Origin of the sequence: Burkholderia sp. MSMB1826 (assembly GCF_001526325.1) — a bacterium.
Taxonomy (GTDB): Bacteria; Pseudomonadota; Gammaproteobacteria; order Burkholderiales; family Burkholderiaceae; genus Burkholderia.
This window is the reverse complement of the sequence record NZ_LOYN01000022.1, coordinates 77,011-103,356: the sequence shown is the minus strand read 5'-3', so window position 1 is coordinate 103,356 and position 26,346 is coordinate 77,011. Positions and strand designations below refer to the sequence as shown.

At 68.8% G+C, this 26,346-nt stretch carries 24 protein-coding genes; 16 read left to right on the top strand and 8 right to left on the bottom strand.

Annotated elements, in window-relative coordinates:
• The first annotated feature begins 631 nt into the window (after positions 1 to 631).
• From WS95_RS12710 to lpdA, 5 genes are all read left to right on the top strand, one after another.
• Positions 632 to 1,258: a flavin reductase family protein gene (locus tag WS95_RS12710; protein ID WP_059501889.1), complete on the top strand. Its 627-nt coding sequence runs from the start codon at positions 632 to 634 to the stop codon at positions 1,256 to 1,258.
• Positions 1,259 to 1,661: 403 nt separating this feature from the next.
• On the top strand, positions 1,662 to 2,894 hold the full coding sequence (locus tag WS95_RS12705) for a 3-methyl-2-oxobutanoate dehydrogenase (2-methylpropanoyl-transferring) subunit alpha (protein ID WP_059824132.1): 1,233 nt from the start codon (positions 1,662 to 1,664) through the stop codon (positions 2,892 to 2,894).
• Positions 2,895 to 2,896: 2 nt separating this feature from the next.
• A complete protein-coding gene (locus tag WS95_RS12700; protein WP_059824130.1) occupies positions 2,897 to 3,937 on the top strand; it encodes an alpha-ketoacid dehydrogenase subunit beta in 1,041 nt (346 codons plus the stop codon).
• Between the two features lies 1 nt (position 3,938).
• Positions 3,939 to 5,252, top strand: coding sequence for a dihydrolipoamide acetyltransferase family protein (locus WS95_RS12695; RefSeq protein WP_059824128.1), 1,314 nt, complete (start codon positions 3,939 to 3,941; stop codon positions 5,250 to 5,252).
• A gap of 4 nt (positions 5,253 to 5,256) precedes the next feature.
• The gene (gene lpdA / locus WS95_RS12690; RefSeq protein ID WP_059824127.1) at positions 5,257 to 6,648 is read left to right on the top strand and encodes a dihydrolipoyl dehydrogenase; all 1,392 of its coding nucleotides are present in this window, start codon (positions 5,257 to 5,259) and stop codon (positions 6,646 to 6,648) included.
• Positions 6,649 to 6,784: 136 nt separating this feature from the next.
• On the opposite strand, the gene WS95_RS12685 is transcribed toward lpdA, so the two are convergent.
• On the bottom strand, positions 6,785 to 7,759 hold the full coding sequence (locus WS95_RS12685) for an alpha/beta hydrolase (protein ID WP_059824125.1): 975 nt from the start codon (positions 7,757 to 7,759) through the stop codon (positions 6,785 to 6,787).
• A 134-nt stretch (positions 7,760 to 7,893) separates the two neighbouring features.
• Between WS95_RS12685 and WS95_RS12680 the strand changes: the two genes are divergently transcribed.
• The 5 genes from WS95_RS12680 (at position 7,894) to WS95_RS12665 (ending at position 12,794) form a co-directional block, all read left to right on the top strand.
• Positions 7,894 to 8,910, top strand: coding sequence for an AraC family transcriptional regulator (locus WS95_RS12680; RefSeq protein WP_059824123.1), 1,017 nt, complete (start codon positions 7,894 to 7,896; stop codon positions 8,908 to 8,910).
• A gap of 186 nt (positions 8,911 to 9,096) precedes the next feature.
• Positions 9,097 to 9,726, top strand: a complete 630-nt coding sequence (locus tag WS95_RS12675) for an NAD(P)H-binding protein (RefSeq protein WP_059824121.1) — start codon at positions 9,097 to 9,099, stop codon at positions 9,724 to 9,726.
• 61 nt (positions 9,727 to 9,787) lie between these two features.
• Positions 9,788 to 10,171 carry a hypothetical protein gene (locus WS95_RS33260; RefSeq protein WP_230624907.1) on the top strand — a complete coding sequence of 128 codons (384 nt, stop codon included), beginning with the start codon at positions 9,788 to 9,790 and terminating at the stop codon, positions 10,169 to 10,171.
• On the top strand, positions 10,135 to 11,565 hold the full coding sequence (locus WS95_RS12670; protein ID WP_034206909.1) for a purine-cytosine permease family protein: 1,431 nt from the start codon (positions 10,135 to 10,137) through the stop codon (positions 11,563 to 11,565). Before WS95_RS33260 ends, WS95_RS12670 begins: the two co-directional genes overlap by 37 nt.
• A gap of 158 nt (positions 11,566 to 11,723) precedes the next feature.
• The gene (locus WS95_RS12665; protein ID WP_059824120.1) at positions 11,724 to 12,794 is read left to right on the top strand and encodes a porin; all 1,071 of its coding nucleotides are present in this window, start codon (positions 11,724 to 11,726) and stop codon (positions 12,792 to 12,794) included.
• Between the two features lie 57 nt (positions 12,795 to 12,851).
• Here WS95_RS12665 and WS95_RS12660 read toward each other — a convergent pair whose 3' ends face one another.
• Positions 12,852 to 13,808 (bottom strand): LysR family transcriptional regulator, encoded by a 957-nt coding sequence (locus WS95_RS12660; RefSeq protein ID WP_059824118.1) that lies wholly within the window; start codon positions 13,806 to 13,808, stop codon positions 12,852 to 12,854.
• Positions 13,809 to 13,987: 179 nt separating this feature from the next.
• On the opposite strand from WS95_RS12660, the gene WS95_RS12655 reads away from it, so the two are divergent.
• From WS95_RS12655 to WS95_RS12645, 3 genes are read left to right on the top strand one after another with little or no spacing between them, the layout of a single operon-like run.
• Positions 13,988 to 15,298 carry an MFS transporter gene (locus WS95_RS12655; RefSeq protein WP_059824116.1) on the top strand — a complete coding sequence of 437 codons (1,311 nt, stop codon included), beginning with the start codon at positions 13,988 to 13,990 and terminating at the stop codon, positions 15,296 to 15,298.
• Positions 15,299 to 15,329: 31 nt separating this feature from the next.
• Positions 15,330 to 16,601: a Zn-dependent hydrolase gene (locus WS95_RS12650; RefSeq protein WP_059782598.1), complete on the top strand. Its 1,272-nt coding sequence runs from the start codon at positions 15,330 to 15,332 to the stop codon at positions 16,599 to 16,601.
• Between the two features lie 24 nt (positions 16,602 to 16,625).
• The gene (locus tag WS95_RS12645; RefSeq protein ID WP_059824115.1) at positions 16,626 to 17,648 is read left to right on the top strand and encodes a histone deacetylase family protein; all 1,023 of its coding nucleotides are present in this window, start codon (positions 16,626 to 16,628) and stop codon (positions 17,646 to 17,648) included.
• A gap of 201 nt (positions 17,649 to 17,849) precedes the next feature.
• Here WS95_RS12645 and WS95_RS12640 read toward each other — a convergent pair whose 3' ends face one another.
• On the bottom strand, positions 17,850 to 19,049 hold the full coding sequence (locus WS95_RS12640; protein ID WP_059824113.1) for an MFS transporter: 1,200 nt from the start codon (positions 19,047 to 19,049) through the stop codon (positions 17,850 to 17,852).
• Positions 19,050 to 19,611: 562 nt separating this feature from the next.
• Positions 19,612 to 20,523 carry a LysR family transcriptional regulator gene (locus tag WS95_RS12635; RefSeq protein ID WP_059824111.1) on the bottom strand — a complete coding sequence of 304 codons (912 nt, stop codon included), beginning with the start codon at positions 20,521 to 20,523 and terminating at the stop codon, positions 19,612 to 19,614.
• 165 nt (positions 20,524 to 20,688) lie between these two features.
• On the opposite strand from WS95_RS12635, the gene WS95_RS12630 reads away from it, so the two are divergent.
• Positions 20,689 to 21,609, top strand: a complete 921-nt coding sequence (locus tag WS95_RS12630; protein ID WP_059824109.1) for a pyridoxal-phosphate dependent enzyme — start codon at positions 20,689 to 20,691, stop codon at positions 21,607 to 21,609.
• 262 nt (positions 21,610 to 21,871) lie between these two features.
• On the opposite strand, the gene WS95_RS12625 is transcribed toward WS95_RS12630, so the two are convergent.
• Complete coding sequence (locus WS95_RS12625) at positions 21,872 to 23,050, bottom strand: DUF2242 domain-containing protein (protein WP_059824107.1); 1,179 nt, start codon at positions 23,048 to 23,050, stop codon at positions 21,872 to 21,874.
• A gap of 116 nt (positions 23,051 to 23,166) precedes the next feature.
• Positions 23,167 to 24,060 carry a LysR family transcriptional regulator gene (locus WS95_RS12620; protein ID WP_059824105.1) on the bottom strand — a complete coding sequence of 298 codons (894 nt, stop codon included), beginning with the start codon at positions 24,058 to 24,060 and terminating at the stop codon, positions 23,167 to 23,169.
• Positions 24,061 to 24,170: 110 nt separating this feature from the next.
• Between WS95_RS12620 and WS95_RS12615 the strand changes: the two genes are divergently transcribed.
• Together WS95_RS12615 and WS95_RS12610 are read left to right on the top strand one after the other, a co-directional pair.
• Positions 24,171 to 24,926 carry a TerC family protein gene (locus WS95_RS12615; protein ID WP_034206923.1) on the top strand — a complete coding sequence of 252 codons (756 nt, stop codon included), beginning with the start codon at positions 24,171 to 24,173 and terminating at the stop codon, positions 24,924 to 24,926.
• 90 nt (positions 24,927 to 25,016) lie between these two features.
• Positions 25,017 to 25,316, top strand: coding sequence for a TFIIB-type zinc ribbon-containing protein (locus tag WS95_RS12610; protein ID WP_059782609.1), 300 nt, complete (start codon positions 25,017 to 25,019; stop codon positions 25,314 to 25,316).
• A 112-nt stretch (positions 25,317 to 25,428) separates the two neighbouring features.
• Here the strand turns inward: WS95_RS12610 and WS95_RS12605 are convergent, their stop codons facing one another.
• Both WS95_RS12605 and WS95_RS12600 read right to left on the bottom strand, forming a co-directional pair.
• A complete protein-coding gene (locus tag WS95_RS12605) occupies positions 25,429 to 25,839 on the bottom strand; it encodes an Hsp20/alpha crystallin family protein (RefSeq protein ID WP_059824103.1) in 411 nt (136 codons plus the stop codon).
• Between the two features lie 17 nt (positions 25,840 to 25,856).
• On the bottom strand, positions 25,857 to 26,297 hold the full coding sequence (locus tag WS95_RS12600; RefSeq protein WP_034206926.1) for an Hsp20/alpha crystallin family protein: 441 nt from the start codon (positions 26,295 to 26,297) through the stop codon (positions 25,857 to 25,859).
• Between the last annotated feature and the right edge of the window lie 49 nt (positions 26,298 to 26,346).

The window sequence follows — 26,346 nt, the reverse complement described above, 5'->3', positions numbered from 1 at the left end:
ACGATGGCCGGTGTCGCGATGCGGCGCGGCGCAATGAGGGAACGCATGCGCCAAGCAATGGTAGAATCGCGTCCGCCCTCTTGCCGGGGTGATGAAATTGGTAAACATAGCGGACTTAAACGATTGAGTGCCCGGCCGGAAACGGTCGGTGCAGAACCCTTCAAATTCGGCGAAACCCCTGATGTGCGCATCGAGGCAACGCCGAGCCAAGCCTCGCGGCACCCCGCGAGGAAGGTGTAGAGACTAGACGGGGGGCACCTAAGGCGCACGGGCAGCGGTCACGCCCGCGCGCGACGGTGAAGGCATAGTCCAGCGCACGAACGGTTCGCGCACGCGACGCCGGCTTCGAAAGAAGCAGTGTGACGAAAATCCGCCGCCTTAATTGGCTTGCCGGTTCAAGTCCGGTCCCCGGCACCATCGATCGCCCGACGCGATTCGATTCGATGAAGGCTTAAAAAACCCGCGAGAAATGCAGCGCTCGCGGGTTTTTGTTTGGTGCGGATGCATGCAGCGGCACGCGCGTGCGGCTCACGCTGCGCGTCGATGCGACGAAAGCGCCGCCATGTGATACTTGGCACGCGCGTCTTACCGACGCATTCCAACGCAGTTCGCCTCTTGCAAGCCTCTCGTCATGACCGACTCGACCCATCACTATTACGAACCGTCGCAAGGCCACGGCCTGCCGCACGATCCGTTGAACGCGATCGTGGGCCCGCGCCCGATCGGCTGGATCTCCTCCCGCGGCAGCGACGGCACGCTCAATCTCGCGCCGTACAGCTTCTTCAACGCGTTCAACTATCGCCCGCCGATCATCGGCTTTTCGAGCACCGCCGCGAAGGACAGCGTGCGCAACGTGCAGGAGACCGGCGAGTTCGTGTGGAATCTCGCGACGCGCGATCTCGCCGAGCAGATGAACCAGACCTGCGCCGCCGTGCCGTACGACGTGAACGAATTCGAACTGGGCGGTTTGACCGCGGTGCCGTCGCGCCTCGTCGACGTGCCGCGCGTCGCGGAAAGCGGCGTGAACTTCGAATGCAAGGTGACCGACGTGATCCGGCTGCGCGATCATCGCGGTGTCGAGACGCCGGCCACGCTGGTGCTGGGCGAGGTCGTCGCCGTCCATATCCGCCATGACCTGCTGAAGGACGGCATTTTCGACACGTTCGGCGCGGGCATCATCCTGCGTGCGGGCGGCCCGTCGGCCTACGTGCACGTGACGCCCGACAGCCGCTTCGACCTGTTCCGTCCCGACGCGTGACCGGTCGCGCGTCGCAGTGAACCGGCGATCGGGCGCGCGCGCGCCCGAACCCGAAAGACCCCGCCGAGATCGAGGATTTCGCGGGGTCTTTTGCTTCGTACCCTCACATGATCGGGACGCGTCGATCCGTCGGCGACGCCCGATCGCCGCCCGCCCGACGGCCCTGCACCGCAGCAAACCCGTGCTGCGCCGACTCCGCCGGCCGCACCTCACGCGCCGCGGCGATCCGTCATGGCAAATCTGCTCACCGCGAACGAGCGGCTTGGGCATCGACGCCCGCCGCCGCAAGGCATAGATTTCCAAGGTTGACGTGCTTATCCGCGCGTCAGCTCGCGCGCAGGCCGGCAACCGGCCCGCGCGTTCCCAAACAGCGTGAGACACAATCGAGCGTGGAGACGACACGATGAGCCTGTCAGAGCCATTGCGTCTGCATGTGCCGGAGCCCACCGGGCGCCCGGGCTGCAAGACGGATTTTTCCTATCTGCATCTATCGCCGGCCGGCGCCGTCCGCCGCCCGCCGATCGACGTTGCCGCGGCGGACACCGCCGATCTCGCCCGCAGCCTCGTGCGCGTGCTCGACGACAGCGGCAGGGCCGTCGGCCCGTGGGCGCCCGATCTCGACGATGCGCGCCTGATCGCCGGGCTGCGCGCGATGCTCAAGACCCGCATTTTCGACGCGCGCATGATGATCGCGCAGCGCCAGAAGAAAATCTCCTTCTACATGTTGAGCCTCGGCGAAGAGGCGATCGGCACCGCGCACGCGATGGCGCTGCGCGACGGCGACATGTGCTTTCCGACCTACCGGCAACAGAGCATCCTGATCGCACGCGACGTGCCGCTCGAGCGCATGATCTGCCAGTTGATGTCGAACGAAGGCGATCCGCTGAAGGGCCGCCAGCTCCCGGTGATGTACTCGGATCGCGAGGCCGGCTTCTTCTCCATTTCCGGCAACCTCGCGACGCAGTTCATCCAGGCGGTCGGCTGGGCGATGGCGTCGGCGATCAAGGGCGACACGAAGATCGCGTCCGCGTGGATCGGCGACGGCGCGACGGCCGAAGCCGATTTCCACACCGCGCTCACGTTCGCGCACGTGTACCGCGCGCCGGTCGTATTGAACGTGGTCAACAACCAGTGGGCGATCTCGACGTTCCAGGCGATCGCGGGCGGCGAGGGCACGACCTTCGCCGGGCGCGGCGTCGGCTGCGGGATCGCGTCGCTGCGCGTCGACGGCAACGACTTCCTCGCGATCTACGCGGCGTCGAGCTGGGCGGCCGAACGCGCGCGCCGCAACCTCGGCCCGACGCTGATCGAGTGGGTGACCTACCGCGCGGGCGCGCATTCGACGTCGGACGATCCGACCAAGTACCGGCCGAGCGACGACTGGTCCCATTTCCCGCTCGGCGATCCGATCGAGCGCTTCAAGCGCCACCTGATCGCGAAGGGCATCTGGTCGGACGGCGCGCAAGACGCGTTGACGGCCGAGCTCGAGGCCGAGGTGATCGCCGCGCAGAAGGAAGCGGAGAAGTACGGGACGTTGGCCGACGACCGGATTCCGTCGCCGGCGTCGATGTTCGACGACGTATACAAGGAGCTGCCCGCGCATCTGCGCCGTCAGCGCCAGGAACTGGGAGCGTGACCATGGCGCAACACGAGGCAGGGACGGCGACGCAGCCGATGACGATGATCCAGGCGCTGCGCTCCGCAATGGACGTGATGCTCGGGCGCGACGGCGACGTGGTCGTGTTCGGGCAGGACGTCGGCTACTTCGGCGGCGTGTTCCGCTGTACCGAAGGACTGCAGAACAAATACGGAAAGTCGCGCGTGTTCGATGCGCCGATCTCGGAAGGCGGGATCGTCGGCGCGGCGGTCGGGATGGGCGCGTACGGGTTGCGCCCGGTCTGCGAGATCCAGTTCGCCGACTATTTCTATCCGGCGTCCGACCAGATCGTGTCGGAAGGCGCGCGGCTGCGCTACCGCTCGGCCGGCCAGTTCACCGCGCCGATGACGATCCGGATGCCGTGCGGCGGCGGCATCTACGGCGGGCAGACGCACAGCCAGAGCCCGGAGGCGATGTTCACGCAGGTGTGCGGGCTGCGCACGGTGATGCCGTCGAATCCGTACGACGCGAAAGGGTTGCTGATCGCGTCGATCGAGAACGACGATCCGGTGATCTTCCTCGAACCGAAACGGCTGTACAACGGCCCGTTCGACGGCCATCACGAACGGCCCGTCACGTCGTGGCTCAAGCATCCGGCGAGCGCGGTGCCCGAAGGCTACTACACGGTGCCGCTCGATACGGCCGCCGTCGTGCGGCCCGGCAACGACGTGACGGTGCTGACGTACGGCACGACGGTGCACGTGTCGCTCGCCGCGGCCGAGGAGACGGGCATCGACGCGGAAGTGATCGACCTGCGCACGCTGTGGCCGCTCGATCTCGACACGGTCGTCGCGTCGGTGCGCAAGACCGGGCGTTGCGTCGTGGTGCACGAGGCGACGCGCACCTGCGGCTACGGCGCGGAGCTCGTGGCGTTGGTCCAGGAGCACTGCTTCTACCACCTCGAAGCGCCGGTCGAGCGCACGACCGGCTGGGACACGCCGTATCCGCATGCGCAGGAGTGGGCGTACTTTCCGGGCCCGGCCCGGGTCGGTGAAGCGTTGCGACGCGTGATGGAGGCGTGAGATGGGGATTCATGTCATCAAGATGCCGGATATCGGCGAAGGGATCGCCGAGGTCGAGCTGGTGGCCTGGCATGTGGAAGTCGGGCAGACGATCAAGGAAGACCAGCCGCTCGCCGACGTGATGACCGACAAGGCGGCGGTCGAGATTCCGTCGCCGGTGGCGGGCAAGGTGATCGAGCTCGGCGGCCGGATCGGCGAGATGATGGCGGTCGGCAGCGAGCTGATACGGCTGGAAGTCGAAGGCGACGGCAACCTGAAGGCCGCGGCGCCGGTGCGGGAAACGAAGGTGGAAACCGCACCGGTCTCGGCGGCGGCGCCGTCGAAGCCGGCGGCCGACGCGCCGGCCGAGCCGCCGGCGCAGCCCGCGGCGCCGCGCGCACCGACGAAACCGCACCGCGACGAACCGGTTGCGCCGCCGCGCGCGGCGCTCGCGCCCGGCGAACGGCCGCTCGCGTCGCCGGCCGTGCGTCAGCGCGCGTGGGACATGGGCATCGAGCTGCGCTACGTGCGCGGCACCGGCGAAGCCGGGCGGATCCTGCATGCGGATCTCGACGCGTATGCGCGCACCGGCGGCAGCCCGGCGCACGGATCGCAACCGCGCGGCTACGACGAACGCCACGACGAAACCGAAGTGCCGGTGATCGGCTTGCGGCGGGCGATCGCGCGCAAGATGCAGGAGGCGAAGCGCCGTATCCCGCATTTCAGCTATGTCGAGGAGATCGACGTCACCGAGCTCGAATCGTTGCGTACGGAACTGAACCGCCGCCACGGCGACACGCGCGGCAAGCTCACGCCGCTGCCGCTGCTGATCCGCGCGATGGTGATCGCGTTGCGCGACTTCCCGCAGATCAACGCGCGTTTCGACGACGAAGCGGGCGTCGTCACGCGCTACGGCGCGGTGCACATGGGCGTCGCGACGCAGACGGACGGCGGCCTCACGGTGCCCGTGCTGCGGCATGCGGAAGCGCGCGACGTGTGGTCGATCTCGGCGGAAATCGCGCGGCTCGCCGATGCGGTGCGCGCGAACCGCGCGCAGCGCGACGAGCTGAGCGGGTCGACGATCACGATCTCGAGCCTCGGCGCGCTCGGCGGCATCGTGTCGACGCCGGTGATCAATCATCCGGAAGTCGGCATCGTCGGCGTGAACCGGATCGTCGAGCGGCCGATGATCCGCGACGGCGCGGTCGTCGCGCGCAAGATGATGAACCTGTCGTCGTCGTTCGACCATCGCGTCGTCGACGGCGCGGACGCGGCCGAATTCATCCAGGCCGTGCGTGCGGTGCTCGAACGCCCGGCGCTGCTGTTCGTGGAGTGAGCCGATGAAGAACGAACACACCACACTGCTCGTCGTCGGCGGCGGCCCGGGCGGCTACGTCGCCGCGATCCGCGCCGGCCAGCTCGGCATTCCGACGATACTCGTCGAACGCGACCGGCTCGGCGGCACCTGCCTGAACATCGGCTGCATTCCGTCGAAGGCGTTGATCCACGTGGCCGACGCGTTCGAACAGGCGTGCGGTCATGCCGGCGAGGGCGCGCTCGGGATCCGCGTGCGCACGCCCGAGATCGACATCGCGAAAAGCGTCGCATGGAAGGACGGCATCGTCGATCGGCTGACGCGCGGCGTCGGCGCGCTGCTCAAGAAGAACGGCGTGCGCGTGCTGCACGGCGAAGCGCGCGTGATCGACGGCAAGACCGTCGAAGTCGTCGGCGGCGGCCATGCGGTGCGGATCGGTTGCGAACACCTGCTGCTCGCGACCGGGTCCGAGCCGGTCGAACTGCCGTCGATGCCGTTCGGCGGGCATGTCGTGTCGTCCACCGAGGCGCTGTCGCCCGCGACGCTGCCGAAGCGGCTGGTCGTCGTCGGGGCCGGCTATATCGGGCTCGAACTCGGGATCGTCTATCGCAAGCTCGGCGTCGACGTCAGCGTCGTCGAAGCGGCCGAGCGCGTGCTGCCTGCGTACGATGCCGAACTCGTGCGGCCGGTTGCCGATTCGCTCGCGCGCCTCGGCGTGCGGCTGCGGCTCGGCCACACGGTGCTCGGGCTGGACGCGCACGGCGCGGTGCGCGTGCAGGCGGCCGACGGCGCCGAGCACACGCTGCCGGCCGATCGCGTGCTGGTTGCCGTCGGCCGGCGGCCGCGCGTCGACGGGTTCGGGCTCGAGTCGCTGATGCTCGATCGCAACGGGCGCGCGTTGCGGATCGACGACGCGTGCCGGACCTCGATGCGCAACGTGTGGGCGATCGGCGACGTCGCGGGCGAACCGATGCTCGCGCATCGCGCGATGGCGCAAGGCGAGATGGTGGCCGAGTTGATCGCCGGCCGGCGTCGCCGGTTCACGCCCGCGTCGATTCCGGCCGTGTGCTTCACCGATCCCGAGATCGTGACGGCCGGCTGGTCGCCGGACGACGCGCACGCGGCCGGCGTCGACTGCCAGAGCGCATCGTTCCCGTTCGCGGCGAACGGGCGCGCGATGACGTTGCAGGCGACCGACGGGTTCGTGCGCGTCGTCGCGCGGCGCGACGATCACGTGATCGTCGGCTGGCAGGCGGTCGGGCGCGGGGTGTCGGAGTTGGCCGCGGCGTTCTCGCAGTCGCTGGAGATGGGGGCGCGGCTCGAAGACATCGGCGGCACGATTCACGCGCATCCGACGCTCGGCGAGGCGCTTCAGGAAGCGGCGCTGCGCGCGCTCGGGCACGCGCTGCACGTGTGACGCGTTCGCCGGACGCATGCGCCGCAGCGCCGCGCACATCGGCTTGCGTCGGTGTGCGTCGGCGTGCGTCGGGCATGCACGGCCGACCGCCGTGCCGGAACCGCTCCGAAACGGCTGGCCGCGTATGCGCCGGGTGTCAGGCGAGCGCGCCCGGACCGGCGTGCCGCGTCGTCACGTCACGATAGAACGCGTCGATCGCTTCGACCATCTGCGACAATCCCGGCTGCTCGAGCGGATAGTGACCGGCGTTCTCCAGCATCTCGACCTTGACCGGCACGTGGCGAACCCGCGCGAGGAACGGCTCGCTCAGATGCAGCGGCGTCCAGCGGTCCGCGGCCGGTTGCGTGAGCAGGATCGGGCACACGGAGAAATCCTCCGGCTCGACCACCGGCCGGTACGACATGTAGGAATCGAGGAACGCCATCGTCATCGCGTTGCCGGCCGAGGTCCGGTCGGACATCCATACCTTCAGCGCATCGTCGCGGTTCACGAGCGCGTGCATCTTGCTCGCGAGCGACATCGGGATGCGCATGGCGCGCAGCGGCGTCTTCGCGGCGAAGTGCGTCATCGGGCCGCCGACGCGGCTCATGAACAGATTGCGCGCGGTTTCGTCGCGCACCTGCTGCAGGCGCTGGTCGAGAAAGGTCATGCCGACGATGCCGTCGACTTTCCCGTTCAGCGCGGCGACGTGGTACGTCAGCATGCCGCCCGCGCTCAACCCGTACAGCACGATCGGCCGATCGTCCTTCGCGCGCTCCGCGTCGATCAGGTCGCTGCCGGCGCGCACCCAGTCGTCGTAGCGCACCAGCGCGCCGCGCGCCACTTCGGTCATCCCGTATTCGGGCATGTCGACCGCGATCGTCTCGTAGCCGCGGCGTGCCAGTTGCTCGCCGACGATCATCGACATCTGCCGTCCGTTCGTGCCGACGCCATGGAACAGGATCGCCTTCACCTGCGCGCGGGGATTGCGATACGTATCGAGATGGAGGCGATGGCCTCTCCAGCGCCACCATTGCTCGTCGGGGTGGCGATCGGCCGCCCACTGGAAGTCGGGCGGCAGGAACGCCTGCATGGCGCGCCAGACGGGCTGATCTGCATAGGTCCTGGACATGGCATCGGACTCCGGTCGGTCGAGTGAAAGGGCGGTTGCGATGGAGCCATCATCGCGCGGCACGCGGCGCTCGCCCATGCTGGCGCGGGCCAACCGCTTTAGAATCGAGGCCAACACACGTCACGAGGCGCCCGATGAACGTCTGGAACTTTGTCCGCAGCCCGGCTTCCGTCCTGCTGATGATCGCGTTCGGGCGCGACCGCGGGATCGCGCCGGCCGCGCTGCTGAAGGGCTCGCAGCTCACGCTGAAGCAACTCGCCGATCCGGATTTCACGGTGCTGGCCGCGCAGGAACGGGCCGTCGCGTCGAACCTGCTCGCGCTGGCCGGCGACGAGCCGGGCGTGGGCTTGACGGTCGGCCTGTCGTACCAGCTTTCCGCCTACGGATTGCTCGGATACGGGCTGCTGAGCAGCGCGACCGGGATGGATGCGGTCGCGCTCGCGGGCCGGTATCTGGCTCTGACCTATACATTCGTCGGGATGACGTACCGTCGCGCGGGGCGGCACGGCACGATCGTGTTCGACGCGGCGCCGGAGTTGTCCGCGCCGCTGCAGCGCTTCTTCGTCGAGCGCGCGATGGGCGCCGCGTGCCGCGTGCTGCGCGACGCGATCGGCAGCGCGTTCACGCTCGCCACGTTCGACCTCGCGTACGACGCCGAACCCGGCGGCCGGCACGTGCTCGGCACGCCGGTCCGGTACCGGCGGCCAGCTAATGCGATCACGTTCGAGCATGCGCACCTCGAACGGCCGTTGCCGCAGGCCAATGCCGCGACGGCCGCGATGTGCGAGCGCATGTGCGCGGAGCTGATCGCGCGCCGGCGCACGCGGGTCGACCTCGTGTCGTTCCTGAACGAATACCTGTCCACGCGGCCGTTCGACCGGCCGCCGCAGCTGAAGGACATCGCGACGCTGCTGAACACGAGCGAGCGCACGCTCAAGCGTCGGCTGCGGGACGAGGGTGCGTGTTTCCGCGACATCTCGAATGCGGTGCGCAAGGCGCGGGCGCAGACGCTGATTGCCGAAGGGCGACTGTCGATCAAGGAAATCGCGGACGAACTGGGGTTCAGCGACATCTCGTCGTTCTCGCAGGCGTACAAGCGCTGGACGGGCGTGGCGCCGAGCGTGTCGCGGCAGGCGGCGCTCGGTTCATAGCGGGGCGCGGGCGGGGCGGCCGCCGCGGTTGACCGTCCCACGCGAACCGTTCATCGTGTCGCTATCCCGCCTGATTCATCGGCCGCGCACCGGCGGGTTCGCCGCGGTGCGGCATGGAGAAACGCCGCGCGCACGCGGCATTTTCCGACGATTGGCGCACGCAGGCGCCTCACGGAACGACCGGACATGAAACTGTTGCTCATCGGCGCGACCGGGCTCGTCGGGCGCCACGTCCTCGAAGTCGCGCTCGCCGACGCGCGGGTGGACCAGGTCGTCGTGCTCGCGCGCCGGCCGTTGTCGCCGCATCCGAAGATGCGCGCGCTGGAGGTCGACTTCGATCGACTGCCGGAGGCGGCCGACTGGTGGCGGGCCGACGCGGTGATCTGCACGCTCGGCACCACGATGCGGGCCGCCGGCTCGCAGGCCGCATTCCGCCGCGTCGATCACGACTATCCGCTCGCGGTCGCGCGTCTCGCGCATCGGCACGGCACGCCGACCTACGTGCTGAATTCCGCACTGGGCGCGGACGCCGCATCGCGCATCTTCTACAACCGCGTGAAGGGCGAGGTCGAACAGGCGCTCGCCGGCGTCGGGTTCGATTCGCTCACGTACGTGCGACCGGGCCTGATCGGCGGCAGCCGCGACGAGTTCAGGTTCGGCGAACGGATGCTGGTGCTTGCGCTGACTGCCGCCCGCCCGCTGTTGCCGCTGAAGTGGCGCGTGAATCCCGCGCCGCGCATTGCCCGCGCGCTGCTCGATGCCGCGCTCGATGCGCGCCCGGGCATGCATGTCATTGCCTCGGACCGGCTCGCCTGAAACGGCGCGCGCGAGACACCGGCGACGTACCGGGCCGGCGGGGGCGAACGGCAGCCTGCCGATGCTCGTCGGCACCGCAAGCCGCGGCGTCGCCGCGCGAACCTCCAGCTTTCATTTTTCTATCTGCAACCGTCGCCTCGGCAGGCCGGACATCGCGCTTTCCTCGGACGATTTCGAAAATTCCCGGACACCGGGTAATCACCGATATCTCGCAAGTTGTATATACAAGATCATCCGCTGGCAATGTCGGCACGCGTCGTGCCGCTTGCGCGCCAGCGGGCAGACCCTGCGTGCGTGGCGCATGCCGGCGATCCACGGCGCCCCGCATTCGACGAGCCGAAAGGGCGGCTCGCAGCTTCCCGTCTCGTTCAAACCATATGTGATCCTGAGTATTTTGGAGATTGACCCGTGTCAACGAATTCCAGTGGAAAAGCCGGCGGACTGATCGAGGTTCGCTCGATCGACTTCATTCCCGACGCCGAGCGCCACGGCGGCGTGCTGAGCCAGTTCACGCTGTGGCTGTCGGCCAACATGCAGATCACGGCCATCGTCACGGGCGCGCTCGCGGTCGTGCTCGGCGGCGACGTGTTCTGGTCGCTGGTCGCGCTGCTGCTCGGCCAGCTCGTCGGCGGCGCGGTGATGGCGCTGCACGGTGCGCAGGGGCCGCAGCTCGGTCTGCCGCAGATGATCTCGAGCCGCGTGCAGTTCGGCGTGTACGGCGCGATGATCCCGATCGTGCTGGTGTGCCTGATGTACATCGGCTTTTCCGCGAGCGGCTCGGTGCTGGCCGGGCAGGCCGTCGCGCAACTGCTGCACGTCGACGATGCGGCCGGCATCCTGCTGTTCGCGGCCGTGATCGTGGTGCTGACCGTGTTCGGCTATCGCGCGATCCATTTCGTCGGCCGGATCGCGAGCGTGGTCGGCATCGTCGCGTTCGTCTACATGTTCGCGCAACTGTTCGCGAACCACGACATCGGCGCGCTGCTCGCGAACCGGCATTTCTCGCTGCCGAGTTTCCTGCTCGCGATGTCGCTGTCCGCGTCGTGGCAGATCGCGTTCGGCCCGTACGTGGCCGACTATTCGCGCTATCTGCCGCGCTCGACGTCGTCGGTCGCGACGTTTCTCGCGGTCGGCCTCGGCTCGGTGATCGGCGCACAGGCGGCGATGGTGTTCGGCGTGTTCGCGGCCGCGCTCGCCGGCAGCCAGTTCGCGCACCATGAAGTGTCGTACATCGTCGGCCTGGGCTCGACGGGCGCCGTGGCCGCGCTGCTGTATCTCAGCATCGCGTTCGGCAAGGTGACGGTCACGGCGCTCAACGCGTACGGCAGCTTCATGTCGATGGCCACGATCGTCAGCGGTTTTCGCGGCAAGGGCGCGGTATCGTCGAAGAGCCGCCTCGTCTACATCTTCGGGATGATCTGCGTGTCGACGCTGATCGCGCTCGCGGGCCGTCATTCGTTCCTGAAGGAATTCACCGCGTTCATCCTGTTCCTGCTCGCGTTCTTCACGCCGTGGAGCGCGATCAACCTGGTCGACTACTACTGCTTCACGCGGTCGCGCTACGACGTGCCGGCGCTGTCCGATCCGGATGGCCGCTACGGCCGCTGGAACGCGATGGCCATCGCGATCTACGTGATCGGCATCCTGGTGCAGTTGCCGTTCATGTCGACGCACATCTACACGGGGCCGCTCGTCGATGCGCTCGGCGGCACCGACATCTCGTGGATCCTCGGTCTCGTCGTGCCGGCCGTGCTGTATTACGTCGGCGCCCGCGCGTCGCGACGCAGCATTCCCGAGCGACTGATCCTGCCGCTCGAACGCGGCGAAGTCCACCACTGACGACACGTCTCGTGCATCGGGCCGGCAAGCCGCCGGCCTGAGCGCGAAGCCGGGCGCAGCCTGCGCCGGGCGCTGTCGACACAATCCCGTATCCAGCGATGGCGGTGCGGCATTCATGCCGCGCCAGGCATCGTTTCAACCTCTGTCAATTGAATAGTATGACTAAGCATAATGAAGTGCGCGGCATCGATGGCCGCGCGCAGCCGGTGCACGCCGGTGTTCGTGTCGCGGTGGCGATCGCCTGCGTCGCCGGTTCGGGCGCTGCGCGCGCGCAGGACGGCGTCACGCTGTACGGCGTGATCGACGAATTCGCGCAGTACGTGAATACGGGCAACGGCTATACGGCCGCGATCAACTCGGGCGGCCAGTGGGGCAGTCGATTCGGATTGAAGGGCGGCGAGGATATCGGCGGCGGCCAGAAGATCGAGTTCGCGCTGGAAAACGGCTTCAATCCGAACGACGGCTCGCTCGCGAGCGCCGGCAGCATGTTCAACCGGCAGGCGTGGGTCGGCATCGCGGGACAGTGGGGCAAGGTGCGCGCGGGCCGGCAGAATTCGCCGCTATTCAACGACCAGGGCGGGCAGGATGCGTTCGGCGGCGTCACGCAGGCGTCCGGCATGGACAACCTGACCGTGTTCGCGTTCCGCACGAGCAACACGCTGTCGTACCAGAGCCCGGAGATCGCGGGTTTCCAGGGCGGGCTGTATTTCGGATTCGGCGACGCGGGCGGCGTACGCTCGGCCGGTTCCAGCCAGCAGTTCGACCTGACCTACGAACACGGCCCGTTCGGCGCGTTCGTCGCGGGCCAGTGGTTGAAGAACGCCGCGGCGACTACGACCGATCGCACGCTCATGGCCGGTGCGTCTTACGCGATCGGCAAGGCGACCGTGTACGGCGGTTTTTCCGCAGTGAAGTGGGCCGACCTCGGGATCGATTCGCGCGTGTACGGGTTGTCGGTCAAATACCAGTTCAACCCTGCCAGCTACGTCGCGCTCGGTTACGCGTATCTGCACGACCAGTCGTCGCAAGGCAACAATGCGGATCAGCTCGGGCTGATGTATGAGTACGATCTGTCGAAGCGCACGAGCTTCTACGGTGCGCTGTCTTACCTGCGCAACCGCAACCAGGCCGGCTACACGCTCGCCGGTGCGGCGAATCCCGGCCTGCCGCTCGCGTACCCGGGCGCGAATGCGCGCGGCGTGCAACTCGGTATCGTGCATCGCTTTTAACGCGCGCCGCGCCGGGGCCTTGGGCGCCCGGCGCGAGTTCCGGCCGCATGCGCGCCGTCATTTCCCGAGCCGCTCCGCGAGCGAGTAGCGCTGAATGCAGCGCTCCATTGCGTCGAGAAACGCGTGCTCGGCCGCATTCATCTTGCGGTCGCGATGCCACAGCAGGAACACGTCGACATCGACGAGCCCGTCGTCGGGCGGTAGCCGCCACAGCCGCTGTTGCGCGATGTCGTCGCGCACGATGTGCTCGGGCAGGCAACCGATCCCGTAGCCCGCGAAGATCAGCCGCCGCACTTCCTCGAGGCTCGGCGACGACGCGACGATGCGCCCCGTGAAGCCTCTCTGGTCGCGGAACACGGTGAGCGGCGACAGGCTGTCGCCGATCTGGTCGCTCGTGAACGACACGAAATTCTCCGCGAGCAGGTCGTCCATCCGCAACTGCGTCTGCCCGAACAGCCGGTGATGGCGGCCGCAGTAGATCGCGTAGCGCTGGCGCAGGAAGCAGCGCATCTCCAGCTTGTCGTGCGGCGTGCGGCACAGGCCGAGCCCGGCCGTGGCCGTTTTCTGCAGCAGCGACGACAGGATGTCCGACGAGCGCATCACTTCGATCTGCAGATCGATACGCGGATACGCGCGATGGAAATCCGCGAGGAACTCGTCGTAGACGGGCGACTCGATGCGGCTCACCGTCAGCAGTCGGATCGAGCCGGTCAGGTCGGCCGTGCTGTCGTCGATTTCGGTCTCGAGGCGCGAGATGCCGCCGTAGATGTCGCTCGCGATCCGGTACACGGCTTCGCCGGCCGGCGTCGGCGCGAAGTGCGCGCCGCGCCGCTCGATCAGCCGGCGCTCGAGCGTTTCCTCGAGCCGCCGCAGCGCCTGGCTGACGGCCGGCTGCGTGACGTGCAGGCGGGCGGCCGCGCGGCTCACGCTGCGCTCCTGCATGATCACCAGATAGGTGCGCAGCAGGTTCCAGTCGAGGCGGTCGTTCAGGAACGGGGCGAGATCGGGGCGCATCGAGTCTCCGGAGCGGTCATTAGTTCGATTTATATCGCGAATAATAACTTGAAATTTGACTAATGATTTGCGGTCGCCGATAAAGGAGGGGCGCCGCAGCGTGCGGCGCGAGGCCGCGACAGACGGCCGTCGTCACGATATTGCGCGTCGCCCCGCCGCGGCGTGCGTCAGGAGCCCGCATGACCCAGTCCCTTCCTTCCGCCCGCCAGCCGGGACGCGCCGCGACGGCCGCGTTCATCGGCACGATGATCGAGTGGTACGACTTCTACATCTACGCGACCGCTGCCGCGCTCGTGTTCGGCGAACTCTATTTCCCGTCGCACGATCCGTTCGTCAGCACGATGGCGTCGTTCGCGACGTTCGCGGTCGGCTTCTTCGCGCGTCCGCTCGGCGGCGTGATCTTCGGCCATCTCGGCGACCGCATCGGCCGCAAGAAGGCGTTGATGACGACGCTGATGATGATGGGCGTCGCGACCGTCTGCGTCGGGCTGCTGCCCGCTTATTCGAAGGTCGGCATCCTCGCGCCGGTGCTGCTCGTCGCGCTGCGCATCGTGCAGGGGATCGCGGTCGGCGGCGAATGGGGCGGCGCGGTGCTGATGGCGGGCGAGCATGCGCCGCAGGGGCGCCGCACGTTCTTCGCATCGTTCGCGCAGCTCGGCAGCCCGGCCGGGCTGATCCTGTCGCTGATCGCGTTCCGCGCGGTCACGTCGATGGACAAGGCCGATTTCCTCGCATGGGGCTGGCGCCTGCCGTTTCTCGCGAGTTCGGTGCTGCTCGTGGTCGGCATCCTGATCCGGCTCGGCGTGAACGAGTCGCCGGAATTCGCGCGGGTCAAGGAAGCCAACCGCACGGTGAAGCTGCCGGTCGCGGAAGTGTTCCGTTCCGCGGCGGGGCTCGTGCTGCTCTGCATCGGCGCGAACACGATCGGCATCGCGGGCGTCTATTTCACGAACACGTTCATGATCGCGTACACGACCCAGTACGTCGGCGTATCGCGCTCGCTGATCCTCGACAGCCTGTTCGCGGTCGCGATCATCCAGTTCTTCGCACAGCCGCTCGCCGCATGGATCGCCGAGCGCATCGGCGGGGCGCGCTTCCTGAAACTCGCGGCACTGCTCGCGATGCTGTCGCCGTATCCGATGTTCATGCTCGTGCAGGGCGGCACGTCCGCTTCGCTGGTCGCGGGCATCGCGCTCGCCGTCGTCTGCATGGCCGGCTTCTACTCGGTGATCGCGGGTTTCGTCAGCGAGGTGTTTCCCGCGCACGTGCGTTATTCGGCGATCTCGCTCGCTTACCAGATTTGCGGCGCGATCGCGGGCGGCCTGACGCCGCTCGTCGGCACGTGGCTCGCGCATCGCTTCACGGGCCAGTGGTGGCCGCTCGCGGTGTTCTACACGTGTCTCGCCGGCATTTCGCTGCTCTGCATCGTCGCGCTCGATGCGCGCCGCGCCGCGCGGCCGGCCGCCGCCGAAGCGCTCGGCTCGCATTGAACCTCAACGAACGAATCGATCGGGAATGCTTATGAACGACCTGCTGGAAATCGACGGCGCCCGCTTGTGGCGCAGCCTGGCCGACATGGCGCGCGTCGGCGCGACACCGCGCGGCGGCGTGCGGCGCGTCGCGCTCACCGATGACGACCGGCGCGGACGCGATCTGTTCGCGCAATGGTGCCGCGACGCGGGGCTGGCGGTGAGCGTCGATGCCGTCGGCAACCTGTTCGCCCGGCGCGACGGCGCCGATGCGCACGCCGCGCCGGTGCTGATCGGCAGCCATCTCGACACGCAGCCCGAAGGCGGCCGCTTCGACGGCGTCTACGGTGTGCTCGCCGCGCTCGAACTCGTGCGCACGCTGAACGACGCGGGCATCGCGACCGACAAGCCGCTCGAGATCGTGTCGTGGACCAACGAGGAAGGCGCGCGCTTCGCGCCGGCGATGCTCGGTTCGGCCGTGTTCACGGGCGCGTTGCCGCTCGACGACGCGCTCGCGACGCAGGACGCCGACGGCGTCACGCTCGGCGCGGCGCTCGACGCGTGCGGCTATCGCGGCACGCGCGCAACGGGCGGCGCGGTCGACGCGTATTTCGAGGCGCACATCGAACAGGGGCCGGTGCTCGAGGCGAACGGCACGACGATCGGCGTCGTCACGGGCGGGCAGGCGATCCGCTGGCTCGACGTGACGGTGACGGGCGTGGCTGCGCACGCGGGCACGACGCCGATGCCGTATCGCAAGGATGCGTATTTCGCGAGCGCGCAGATTGCGCTCGAGCTCGAACGGATCGTCGCCGCCTACGCGCCGCGCGGGCTCGCGACGATCGGGCAGGTCGGGATTCGCAACGCATCGCGCAACACGATTGCCGGCGACCTGACGTTCACGGTCGACCTGCGTCATCACGACGATGCCGAAGTCGATGCGATGGAGCGCGACCTGCGCGACGCATGCGCGCGCGTCGCCGCCGTGCGCGGCGTGCAGGTGGCGATCGATACCTGCTGGCGCAGCCCGGCGACGCCGTTCGACCGCGATTGCGTCGGGCTGGTCGCGCAGGCGGCGGCCGCATTCGGCTACACGCACGAGCGGATCGTGAGCGGCGCCGGCCACGACGCGATCCTGCTCGCGCGCCGCTGCCCGACCGCGATGGTGTTCATTCCGTGCGTCGACGGGCTGTCGCACAACGAAGCCGAGGACGCGTTGCCTGACGACGTGACGCGCGGCACGAACGTGCTGCTCCATGCGGTGCTGGCGCGCGCGGGCATCGCGACGCGCGTCGACGCGCCGGCCGTGACGCACGGCGCCTGATACGGCGAATCGACGAGGACCTTCATGAAAACCTATTTCCATCCCGAACAGCTGCTGCACCATCCGCGCAGCTACCTGTCGCGCGGGCAGATGCGCGAGCCGCAGGAAGTGCCCGAGCGCGCGGCGCGGCTCGTCGCGGCCGTCCGCTCGCTCGACTTCGACGTGCGCGAGCCGGCCGACCGCGGCGCCGCGCCGATTGCTGCCGTGCACGACATGAACTACCTGCGCTTTCTCGAGGACGCGCACCGCGACTGGAAGCGGATGCCCGACGACTGGGGCGACGAAGTGATGTCGAACGTGTTCGTGCGCGATCCGAACCCGCTGCGCGGCGTGCTCGCGAAAGCCGCGCGCTATCTCGCCGACGGCAGTTGCCCGGTGGGCGCGAATACGTGGCGCTCGGCGTACTGGTCGGCGCAGGACGCGCTGGCCGCGGCCGCCGACGTCAACGACGGCGCACGCGAGGCCTACGCGCTGTGCCGGCCGCCCGGTCATCATGCGCGCCGCGACGCGGCCGGCGGCTTCTGCTACCTGAACAACGCGGCGATCGCCGCGCAGGCGCTGCTCGGCCGCCATCGCCGCGTCGCGATTCTCGATACCGACATGCATCACGGGCAGGGTGTGCAGGAGATTTTCTACGGCCGCGACGATGTGCTGTACGTATCGATTCACGGCGACCCGACCAACTTCTACCCGGTCGTCGCGGGCTACGAGGAAGAGACGGGGGCGGGCGCCGGCGCCGGCTTCAACGTCAACCTGCCGATGCCGCACGGCGCGCCGGAGTCGGCGTTCTTCGAGCGGCTCGACGACGCGCTGCGCGCGCTCGCGCGGTTTCAGCCCGATGCGCTGGTGCTCGCACTCGGCTTCGACATCTACAAGGACGATCCGCAATCGCAGGTCGCGGTCACGACCGACGGGTTCGGGCGACTGGGCGGCGCGATCGGCGCGCTCGGATTGCCGACGGTGATCGTGCAGGAGGGTGGCTATCACCTCGAGAGTCTCGATGCGAACGCGCGCGCGTTCTTCGGCGGGTTTGCCACGGGGCGCTGACCGGGCCGGCGGAATCGGACCGTCCGTCGAAAATGAAAACGGCCGCATGTGAACCGCACCCCGAAAGGTGGACTAGATCCAGCCTTCGGGGTGTTTTTCATTGAACCGCCTGGACGTCAACCGTCCGGCTTCATGGGTCGGTTCAATGGCGCGGCCGCGAAAATGCGTGCGGAAGGGGGCAGGCGGTTTGGGCGCCCGCGCTCACGAATTCGCGGCGGCCGGCGTGCGGCGGCGCTGCGTGACCTGCAGCATGACGAGCGCGAGTCCGGCGGCGGCGATCAGCGCGCCGACGAGCGGCACCGCCGCGTAGCCGAACCCGGCCGAGATCGCCACACCGCCGGCGGCGGCGCCCACCGCGTTGCCGAGGTTGAACGCGCCGATGTTGACGGCCGACGCGAGGCCCGGCGCTTCATGGGCCGCGCGCATCACGCGCATCTGCAGCGGCGGCACGACCGCGAACGTCGCGATTCCCCAGACCAGCAGCGTGACGCCGGCGCCCGCATGCGTGGCGGCGAGCAGCGGGAACGCCGCCATCGTCGCGATCAGCAGCACCAGGAAGCCGATCAGCGTGCCGTCGAGCGAGCGGTCGGCCAGCCGGCCGCCCGCGACGTTGCCGATCGAGAAGCCGACGCCGATCAGCACGAGCATCGCGGTCACGAAGCCGGGCGTCGCGCCCGTCAGGTGTTCGAGCGTCGGTGCGACGTACGTATAGAGCGTGAACATCGCGCCGGCGCCGAGCACCGTCGTCGCGAGCGCGCCGAGCACGACGGGCCGCGTCAGCACGGAGAGTTCGGCGCGCAGGTCGGGCATCGTGCCGGCTTCGCCCTTCGGCAGCGCGGCGAACAGGCCGGCGATCGCGATCACGCCGAGGCCGGCGGTCGCCGCGAACGACATGCGCCAGCCGATGAGGTGGCCGAGCCAGGTCGCGGCCGGCACGCCGCCGACGTTTGCAATCGTCAGGCCCATGAACATCGTCGCGACCGCGCTGGCCTGCTTGTCGCGCGGCACGAGGCTCGCCGCGACCACCGAGCCGAGCCCGAAGAACGCGCCGTGGTTGAGACTCGTCACGAGCCGCGCGAGCAGCAGCGTCGTGTAGTCCGGTGCGACGGCCGACAGCAGGTTGCCGATCGTGAAGATCGACATCAGCGCGATCAGCGCGGCGCGGCGCGACCAGCGCGCGAGCAGCAGCGTCATCAGCGGCGCGCCGACCATCACGCCGATCGCATACGCGCTGATCAGCATGCCGGCTTGCGGTATCGACACGTGCACGCCGTCGGCGATCACGGGCAGCAGGCCCATCGGCGAGAACTCGGTCGTGCCGATGCCGAACGCGCCGGCGGCGAGTGCGAGCAGCGGCAGTGCGGCGCCGCCGCGGGACGGGGAGGAAGTCGTGGGGTTCACGCGGTGAGCTCCTGTAAGCGGGGAACGACGGCGCGAGGCCGTCGAGGACAGCGTGAAGTGTGCCAGCATGACTTTTGCGGAAAAAGCCGCATCCGGGCGAAATTATCTTGATTTCATGTCAACAATGCAGCGTGCGGGCAACGTGCATGGCGTGACTCGGGCGCGGAGCTTCGGGGGGAAGGCGAGCGCCGATGGCCGACGTCGCGCAATAGCCGGAAAGCCTTTCACCGCCGGGCTCGACGGCAAAAAAGCCCCGACCACAGGGGGACCGTGGCCGGGGCGGAAACGCATCCTCTCTTTGGCACGAGGGGTTGGATGCGCGCGCAGTATATTTCGGGCCATGACGATTCGAATCGGCGTTAAACGACTGTTTTTGGTGTCAATTTGAAAATTGCGGGGTCGTGGCGTTGCCTGTCGGCGTCCTGAAAGTTTTTTCGATGACGCGATGGTGTCGTTTAGTCCACGAAAACCGCAGAAACGCCGGGATCGCGGAAATGGGCCTCCCGTTCGTCGGCGTGGCAACGTGCGTCGTCCGATCGCGCGCCGATGCATCCGCCTTCGTTCAGCTCGATTCGCCGGCCGCCTCGCGGACCGCCGCCAGGAAACGCGCGACGACCGGCGACGGCGCCGCCGCCGCGCCGTCGAACACGAACTCGATGTCGAAGCGGCTCGCGAGTTCGTCGAGCGCGACGAGCCGGACCGTGCGCGGGCAGGTCGGCGACGCGCTTTGCGGCACGAACGCGCAGCCCATCCCGGCCGCGACGAGACCGATCAGCGTCGGGATGTCGCTGCCGACCTGCGCGATGCGCGGCGTGAAGCCGGCCTGCTGGCACTGGGTCATCAGGAACCGGTGGTGCGCGGCGGAGCGCTGCGCATCGAACCAGACGAACGGCTCGTTCGCGACGTCGGCCAGCGTGCGCGGCGCGACGAAGCGGCCGCCCGGCGGCGCGGGCATCGCCAGCACGAAGCGATCGCTCAACAGCCGTACGCCCGTCAGGTGCGGCGCTTCCTCGCGACGCCACGCCATGATCCCGGCGTCAAGCTGGCCGCGCATCAGCGCGTTCGCCTGTTCGGCCGACAGCATCGGCGCGATCGACAGTTTCACGTCCGGGCACGCGTCGCGAAACGCCTTCAGGACGTTCGCGACGACCGGCAACGGCAGGCAGTTCGGCAGCGCGCCGAGCCGCAGTTCGCCGAGCTGGCCGGCCGCACTGCGCAACGCGCGCTCGCGGCTGTCCTGCAGCATCGCGAGCAGACCGGTCGCGTCGTGCAGGAAGCTCGTACCGGCCGCCGTGAGCGTGACGCCCGTCGCGCGGCGAATCAGCAGCGGCGTGCCGATCGCGTCCTCGAGCTCGCGGATCTGCCGCGACAGCGCCGGCTGCACGATGCCGGCCGCGCGGGCGCCGGCCATCACGCTGCCGGCCTGGGCGACGGCGACAAAGTAGCGCAGGTGACGCAGTTCGATCTGGCGCATGCGGTGTCCGGTCCGGTGAGTGGATATGCCTGCCAAGCATAGCAAACGCCATTCGATGGTATTGGAAAGCATGACGAGCGGGCCGTACGATGACCACCGTCGTTGCCGCATTCGCTTCGTCGCGCGTCGCGTGCGTTTTCCTCCGTCCTCATTGCGTCCCGTCCCATGCCGCTTCATATCCCGACTCCTTATATCCGCTCGCCCATCGCGTCCCGTCGGCTCGGCAAGGCCATCCGGCTGAAGCTCGATGCGCTGCAGCCGTCAGGCTCGTTCAAGCTGCGCGGCATCGGCGCCGTCTGCGAAGCGCGCCAGGCGGACGGGGCCCGGCGGTTCGTGTCGTCGTCGGGCGGCAACGCGGGCATCGCGGTCGCGTATTGCGGCCGCGAGCTGGGCGTGCCGGTGCGCGTCGTCGTGCCGGAAAGCACGTCGGCCCGGGCGCGCGAGCTGATCCGCGTCGAAGGCGCGGAACTCGTGGTGCACGGCGCGAGCTGGGCGGAGGCGAACGCGTTCGCGCAGTCGGCGCTCGGCGAGCACGACGCGTTCGTGCATCCGTTCGACGACCGCATCCTGTGGCAGGGGCACGCGACGATGATCGACGAGATGGCGGCGGTAGGCCCGAAGCCCGACGCGGTCGTGCTCGCGGTCGGCGGCGGCGGTCTGCTGTGCGGCGTGCTCGAAGGGCTGACGCGCAACGGCTGGCACGACGTGCCGGTCGTCGCGGCCGAGACGGAAGGCGCCGACTGCTACGCGCGCTCGCTCGCGCAGGGGCGTCCGGTCGAACTGGCGGCCATCGCGAGCATCGCGACGACGCTCGGCGCGAAGCGGCCGTGCGACGCGGCAGTCGAATGGGCGACACGCCACGCGATCCATCCGGTCGTCGTGTCCGATGCCGACGCGGTGGCTGCGTCGCTGCGGTTTCTCGACGAACACAGGATCGTCGTCGAGCCTGCGTGCGGCGCTGCGCTGGCCGCGCTGGAGCGGCCGGTGCCGGTGCTCGCGTCGGCAGCGGACATTGCGGTGATCGTCTGCGGCGGCGTGACCACGACCGTCGAGCATTTGCAGACGCTGCGCGCGACGTTGCGGTAGGCGAGGGCGCGGGCAGACAGCGCAGTCGAGAGACGGCAGGCCGCGTGCGATCGTCGCGTGCGGTGAACTGCGGGCTTGGGCCGCGTGCGGCCAGCGGCGATGCGTCGGCGTTGCCTCGCCGTCATCCCTTCAATCCCGCGCGGCCATGCGCGGCGGGCGTACGGCCGCATGGGCATGAACGGGTTTCGGGGAATGACGCGGAAGGGAGGCGTACCGTCGCGCTACGGTGCATTCGCCCGGGCGCGACGATACGGGAGGGCGATCAGTGCGCGGTTGGCGCGCTCGCGCCGGACGGCGCGGACGATGCGACCGGATCGGCGGCAGCCGGCGCAGGCGATGCGCTCGACGGCGCCGATGCCGATGCAGATGCGGGTGCCGATGCTGCCGCCGAAGGCGCGGGCGCGACCGACGACGGAGCGGCGGCGCTCGGCCCTGCTGCCGGACCCGAAGCAGACGCGGGCGCGGAAGCCGGTGCGGCCGTCGAACCTGAGGTCGACGAAGGGGCCGGCGCGGTTGCCGGCCCGGAAGCCGGCACAGGCGCCGATGCGGGAGCAGGCGCTGATGCGGGAGCCGACGCAGGCGCCGGACCGGCCGCCGAAGCCGGCGCAGGCGCGGACGCCGCTGCGGGCGCGGCGCCCGAAGCCGGCACCGACCCGGACGCCGCCGCCGGCGCGGCAGCGCGCGTTGCAGGCGCCGCGACGGCCGATGCCGCCGACGGCACGGCATTCGCACCCGACCCCGGCGCGATGCCCGGCGCCGAAAGCGGCACCGGCGCGGCGGGCGGCGTCGGTACGACCGGCGTCGTCATCTTCATCGGCTCGCCCTGCGGCGTCGGCGCGGGCTCGGGCAGCGGCGCGACGGGCTCCTTCTCGGCAGCCTTTACGGTCGCACGGTCGCGGCGCGCCGGATCGATCTTCAGGAAATGGTCGACGAGATTGAAGAAGCGCTCATAGAACACGCCGGCGGGAATCGTCTCGCTCGCGGTCTTGACGAGCGCATCGTCGCTCGACCCGATCGGCAGCGACAGCGAGCCGAACACGCTGAGGCCGACGCTGGCCGACGTATTCGACTTCTTCAGCGTATAGCGGTCCTGCACCGCGTTCACGTACGCGATGCTCGACGAGCCGTCCGCATTCGCATCCGCGCACACGACGTGAAACTCGATCACGACGTGCATGTCGTTGCTCGGCTGGAAATTCTTGCTGCCGTCGACGGCATCGTTGCGCGACGACGACACCACGTAGCCCTGGCTCAGCAGCGCGCGCCGCGCGGCCTCGCAGGCCGCGTCGGATTTCGAGTGGAACGTATGCGCATACGGGCTGCTGGTCGCGTCGAACTGTTCCTGCTGGTAGATCGGCTTGGGCGGCGACGAGCATGCCGCCAGCACGGTCGCGGCCGCGAGCGCGCACGAAACGGAAAACAGGCGAAATCGGTTGTGCATGGCGTCTTTCAGAAGGCTCGGCGAGAGGCGGCGCAAGGGTGGTGCCCGGATGGGCGTGCACACACGTCTCGTGTGGCCGGGGCGACATTATAGTTTCGTTTGATGTCGCGCTCGCTTCAGACGGCCGGCGCGCCGTGCGCCGCGGCCAGCAAGCGCGACGTCAGCGGATGATGTTCGCCGCGCCGCGAGCGGATCGCGTGGATTTCCTCGGTCACGTCGCCCGCCCGGCCGAGCCGCCTGAGCCCGCGCAACAGCGACGCATCGTTCGCGCCGAGTTCGCTCAGCGGAAACACGCCGAGGCCGCGCGCCGCGAACACGGCCATCAGCGCGCTGTCCTCGAACTCTCCGGCCACCCGCGGCACGATCCGCTCGCTTTCCAGCCACCGGTCGAGACGCGCGCGCAATGCCGAATGCGCGGTCGGCAGCAGCATCGGCAGGCCGGCCAGGCACTGCGGAAAGCGCTGCCGTGCGCTCGGCGTGACGAGCGCCGCGGGCCCGTACCAGTCGACCGGCGACGCGACGAGGCGCTCGCTCGTCACGCGCAGGTTCGACCCGGACGGCGCGCCTTGACCGGCCAGCACGAGATCCAGATGATGCAGCGCGAGTTCCGCGAGCAGCGCGTCGTGCTCGCCCTCGTGGCACAGCAGCCGCAGCGTGGGCGTGTCGAGCACCGGGGCCAGGATCGCGTGCGCGGCGAGCTTGGAGATGCCGTCCGCGAGGCCGACCGCGAGCCGCACGGTCGGCTGGCTGGCCGCCGCGCGTACGTCGTCGGGAATCAGCCGGCCCATCTCGAAGATGACCTCCGCGCGCGCGAAGGCGGCTTGCCCCGCGTCGGTCATCGCGACGCCGCGCCCGGCCGGCCGCAGCAACTGGTGCCCGAGCGATTTCTCCAGCTCTCGCACCTGTGCGCTGATCGTCTGCACGGCCATGTCCAGTCGGGCGGCCGCACGCGCGAAGCCGCCTTCCTTCACGACGACCCAGAAATAGTACAGATGTCGAAAATTCAGCATCGGAGCAGGATATATCGTAAAAACCGAACCTAAGGTCAGATTCTCTCTGATTTTTCCGAAGTGTGGGGCGGCATATCATCGGGCTTTCCACTTTCGTATCGGCCCATTCCATGGACTACCTGCTGACGCTTGCCGCCGATCCCGCCGTCTGGGCCGCGCTCCTCACACTCGTCGTGATGGAAGTCGTGCTCGGCATCGACAACCTGATCTTCATCTCGATCCTCAGCAACAAGCTGCCCGAGGCGCAGCGCGCGCGGACGCAGCGTCTCGGCATCGCGCTCGCGCTGGTGATGCGCCTCGCGTTGCTCGGCAGCGTCGCGTGGATCGCGAGCCTCACCGAACCCGTGTTCACGCTGTTCGACCATGCGTTCTCGTGGCGCGACATGATCCTGCTGTCGGGCGGCCTGTTCCTCGTGTGGAAGGCGACCACCGAGATCCATCACCACGTGTCGCACGACGGTAACGGCGCGGGCGGGGCCGTCGGTGCGGCCGGCCTGACGGTGTGGGCCGCGATCGGACAGATCGTGATGCTCGACATCGTGTTCTCGATCGACAGCATCGTGACCGCGATCGGCATGACCGAGCACGTCCCGATCATGTTCGTCGCCGTGATCGTCGCCGTGGCCGTGATGCTGTTCGCCGCGCAGCCGCTCGCACGCTTCATCGACCGCAACCCGACGATCGTGATGCTGGCGCTGTCGTTCCTGGTCGTGATCGGCATGACGCTGATCGCCGAAGGATTCGGTTCGCACGTGCCGAAGGGGTACATCTATGCGGCGATGGCGTTCTCGGCGTTCGTCGAGGGCATGAACATGCTGGCGCGGCGCGCGAAGGCGAAGCGGGCGGCGCACGTGGCGCGCGACTGACGCGGCACGCGTGACGCCGGCCGCCGCAGCGGCCGGCTCTTTCACCTCATACGGATTCCGAATGAAATTCGAACGGAAAGGAGAAATGCGATGAAATGCCCTGTCTGCAAGACGCCCGACCTGCTGATGGCCGAGCGCCAGTCGATCGAGATCGACTACTGTCCGACCTGCCGCGGCGTGTGGCTCGATCGCGGCGAACTCGACAAGCTGATCGCCCGCGAAACCGATGACGCGCCGGCTCGCCGCGACACGCCGGCGCAACGCGATGCGTACGCGCAGCACGGCCGCGACGACGGCTGGGGGCGCGACGGCCGCTCGCACGACGAGCGATACCGGCACGACGGCCGGCGTCGCAAGAAGTCGGTGTTCGACCTGTTCGATTTCGATTGAATCTGCCGTCCGCGCGCCCGAATGCGCGCGGCTCGATGCAACAAAGCCCCGCCCGGCATCGCGCCGGTGCGGGGCTTTTTCACGCGTGTCGTGTCAGGACGCGCATCGACCTTTACGCATTGCCGGCCGTCACGTCGATGCGGCGCGGGCGCGTTTCCTCGCGGCGCGGAATCGTCAGCGTCAGCACGCCGTCGCGCAGGTTCGCGTCGATCCGCGACGTGTCGAGATCGGCGCTCAGCACGAAGGACCGCGCATAGCGCGTCGCCCGCACTTCCGCGTGCCGTACGCGCAGCTCGGCCGGCGTGTCGATGTGCGTGGCGGCTTCGATCGTCAGCGTATTGTCGTGCACCTTCACGTCGAGGTTCTCGCGCGGCACGCCGGGCAGGTCGGCGCGCAGCGTGACGCCGCGCGAACCCTCGATGATGTCGACGGACGGGGTGATCGCGGGCCGGCGGGCGGCTTCGGCGGCGGCAGCGTGAACGGTGCCCGGGTGGCGTTCGGCCAGGGTCGGATTCGTGTTCATGTCGGTATCCTGAAGGTTTACTGAATGGTGATCGCGCGCGGCTTCGATGCTTCGCGCCGGCCGACGCGAATCAGCAGGCAGCCGTTTTCGTAGCGGGCGCTGACCTGGTCGGGGTCCGCGTCGCGCGGCAGTTCGACCACGCGGCGGAACGCGCCGTGAAAGCGCTCCTGCGCATACGTGCGCACGTCGTCGCCTTCGGTGCGCGGCGCCGGCTTGCGCTCGCCGCTGATCGTCAGCAGATCCTTGTCGATCGATACGTCGAAATCGGCCGCGGCCATGCCGGGCGCGAATGCGACGATCTCGATCGCATCGTCGGTGGCGCCGACGTTGAGTGCGGGAAAGGCGCCGGGGCGCACCGCGCGGATGCCGGACGGGCGCTCGCCGAGCAGGCTCGCCATCTGCCGCTGCACGCGGGCGAATTCGTCGAACAGGTCGTTGCCGAAATGGATACCGCTCATGTTGGTCCTCCTGAACAGGGAACGCGGGAGACGTGACGGCGCGGCGCCT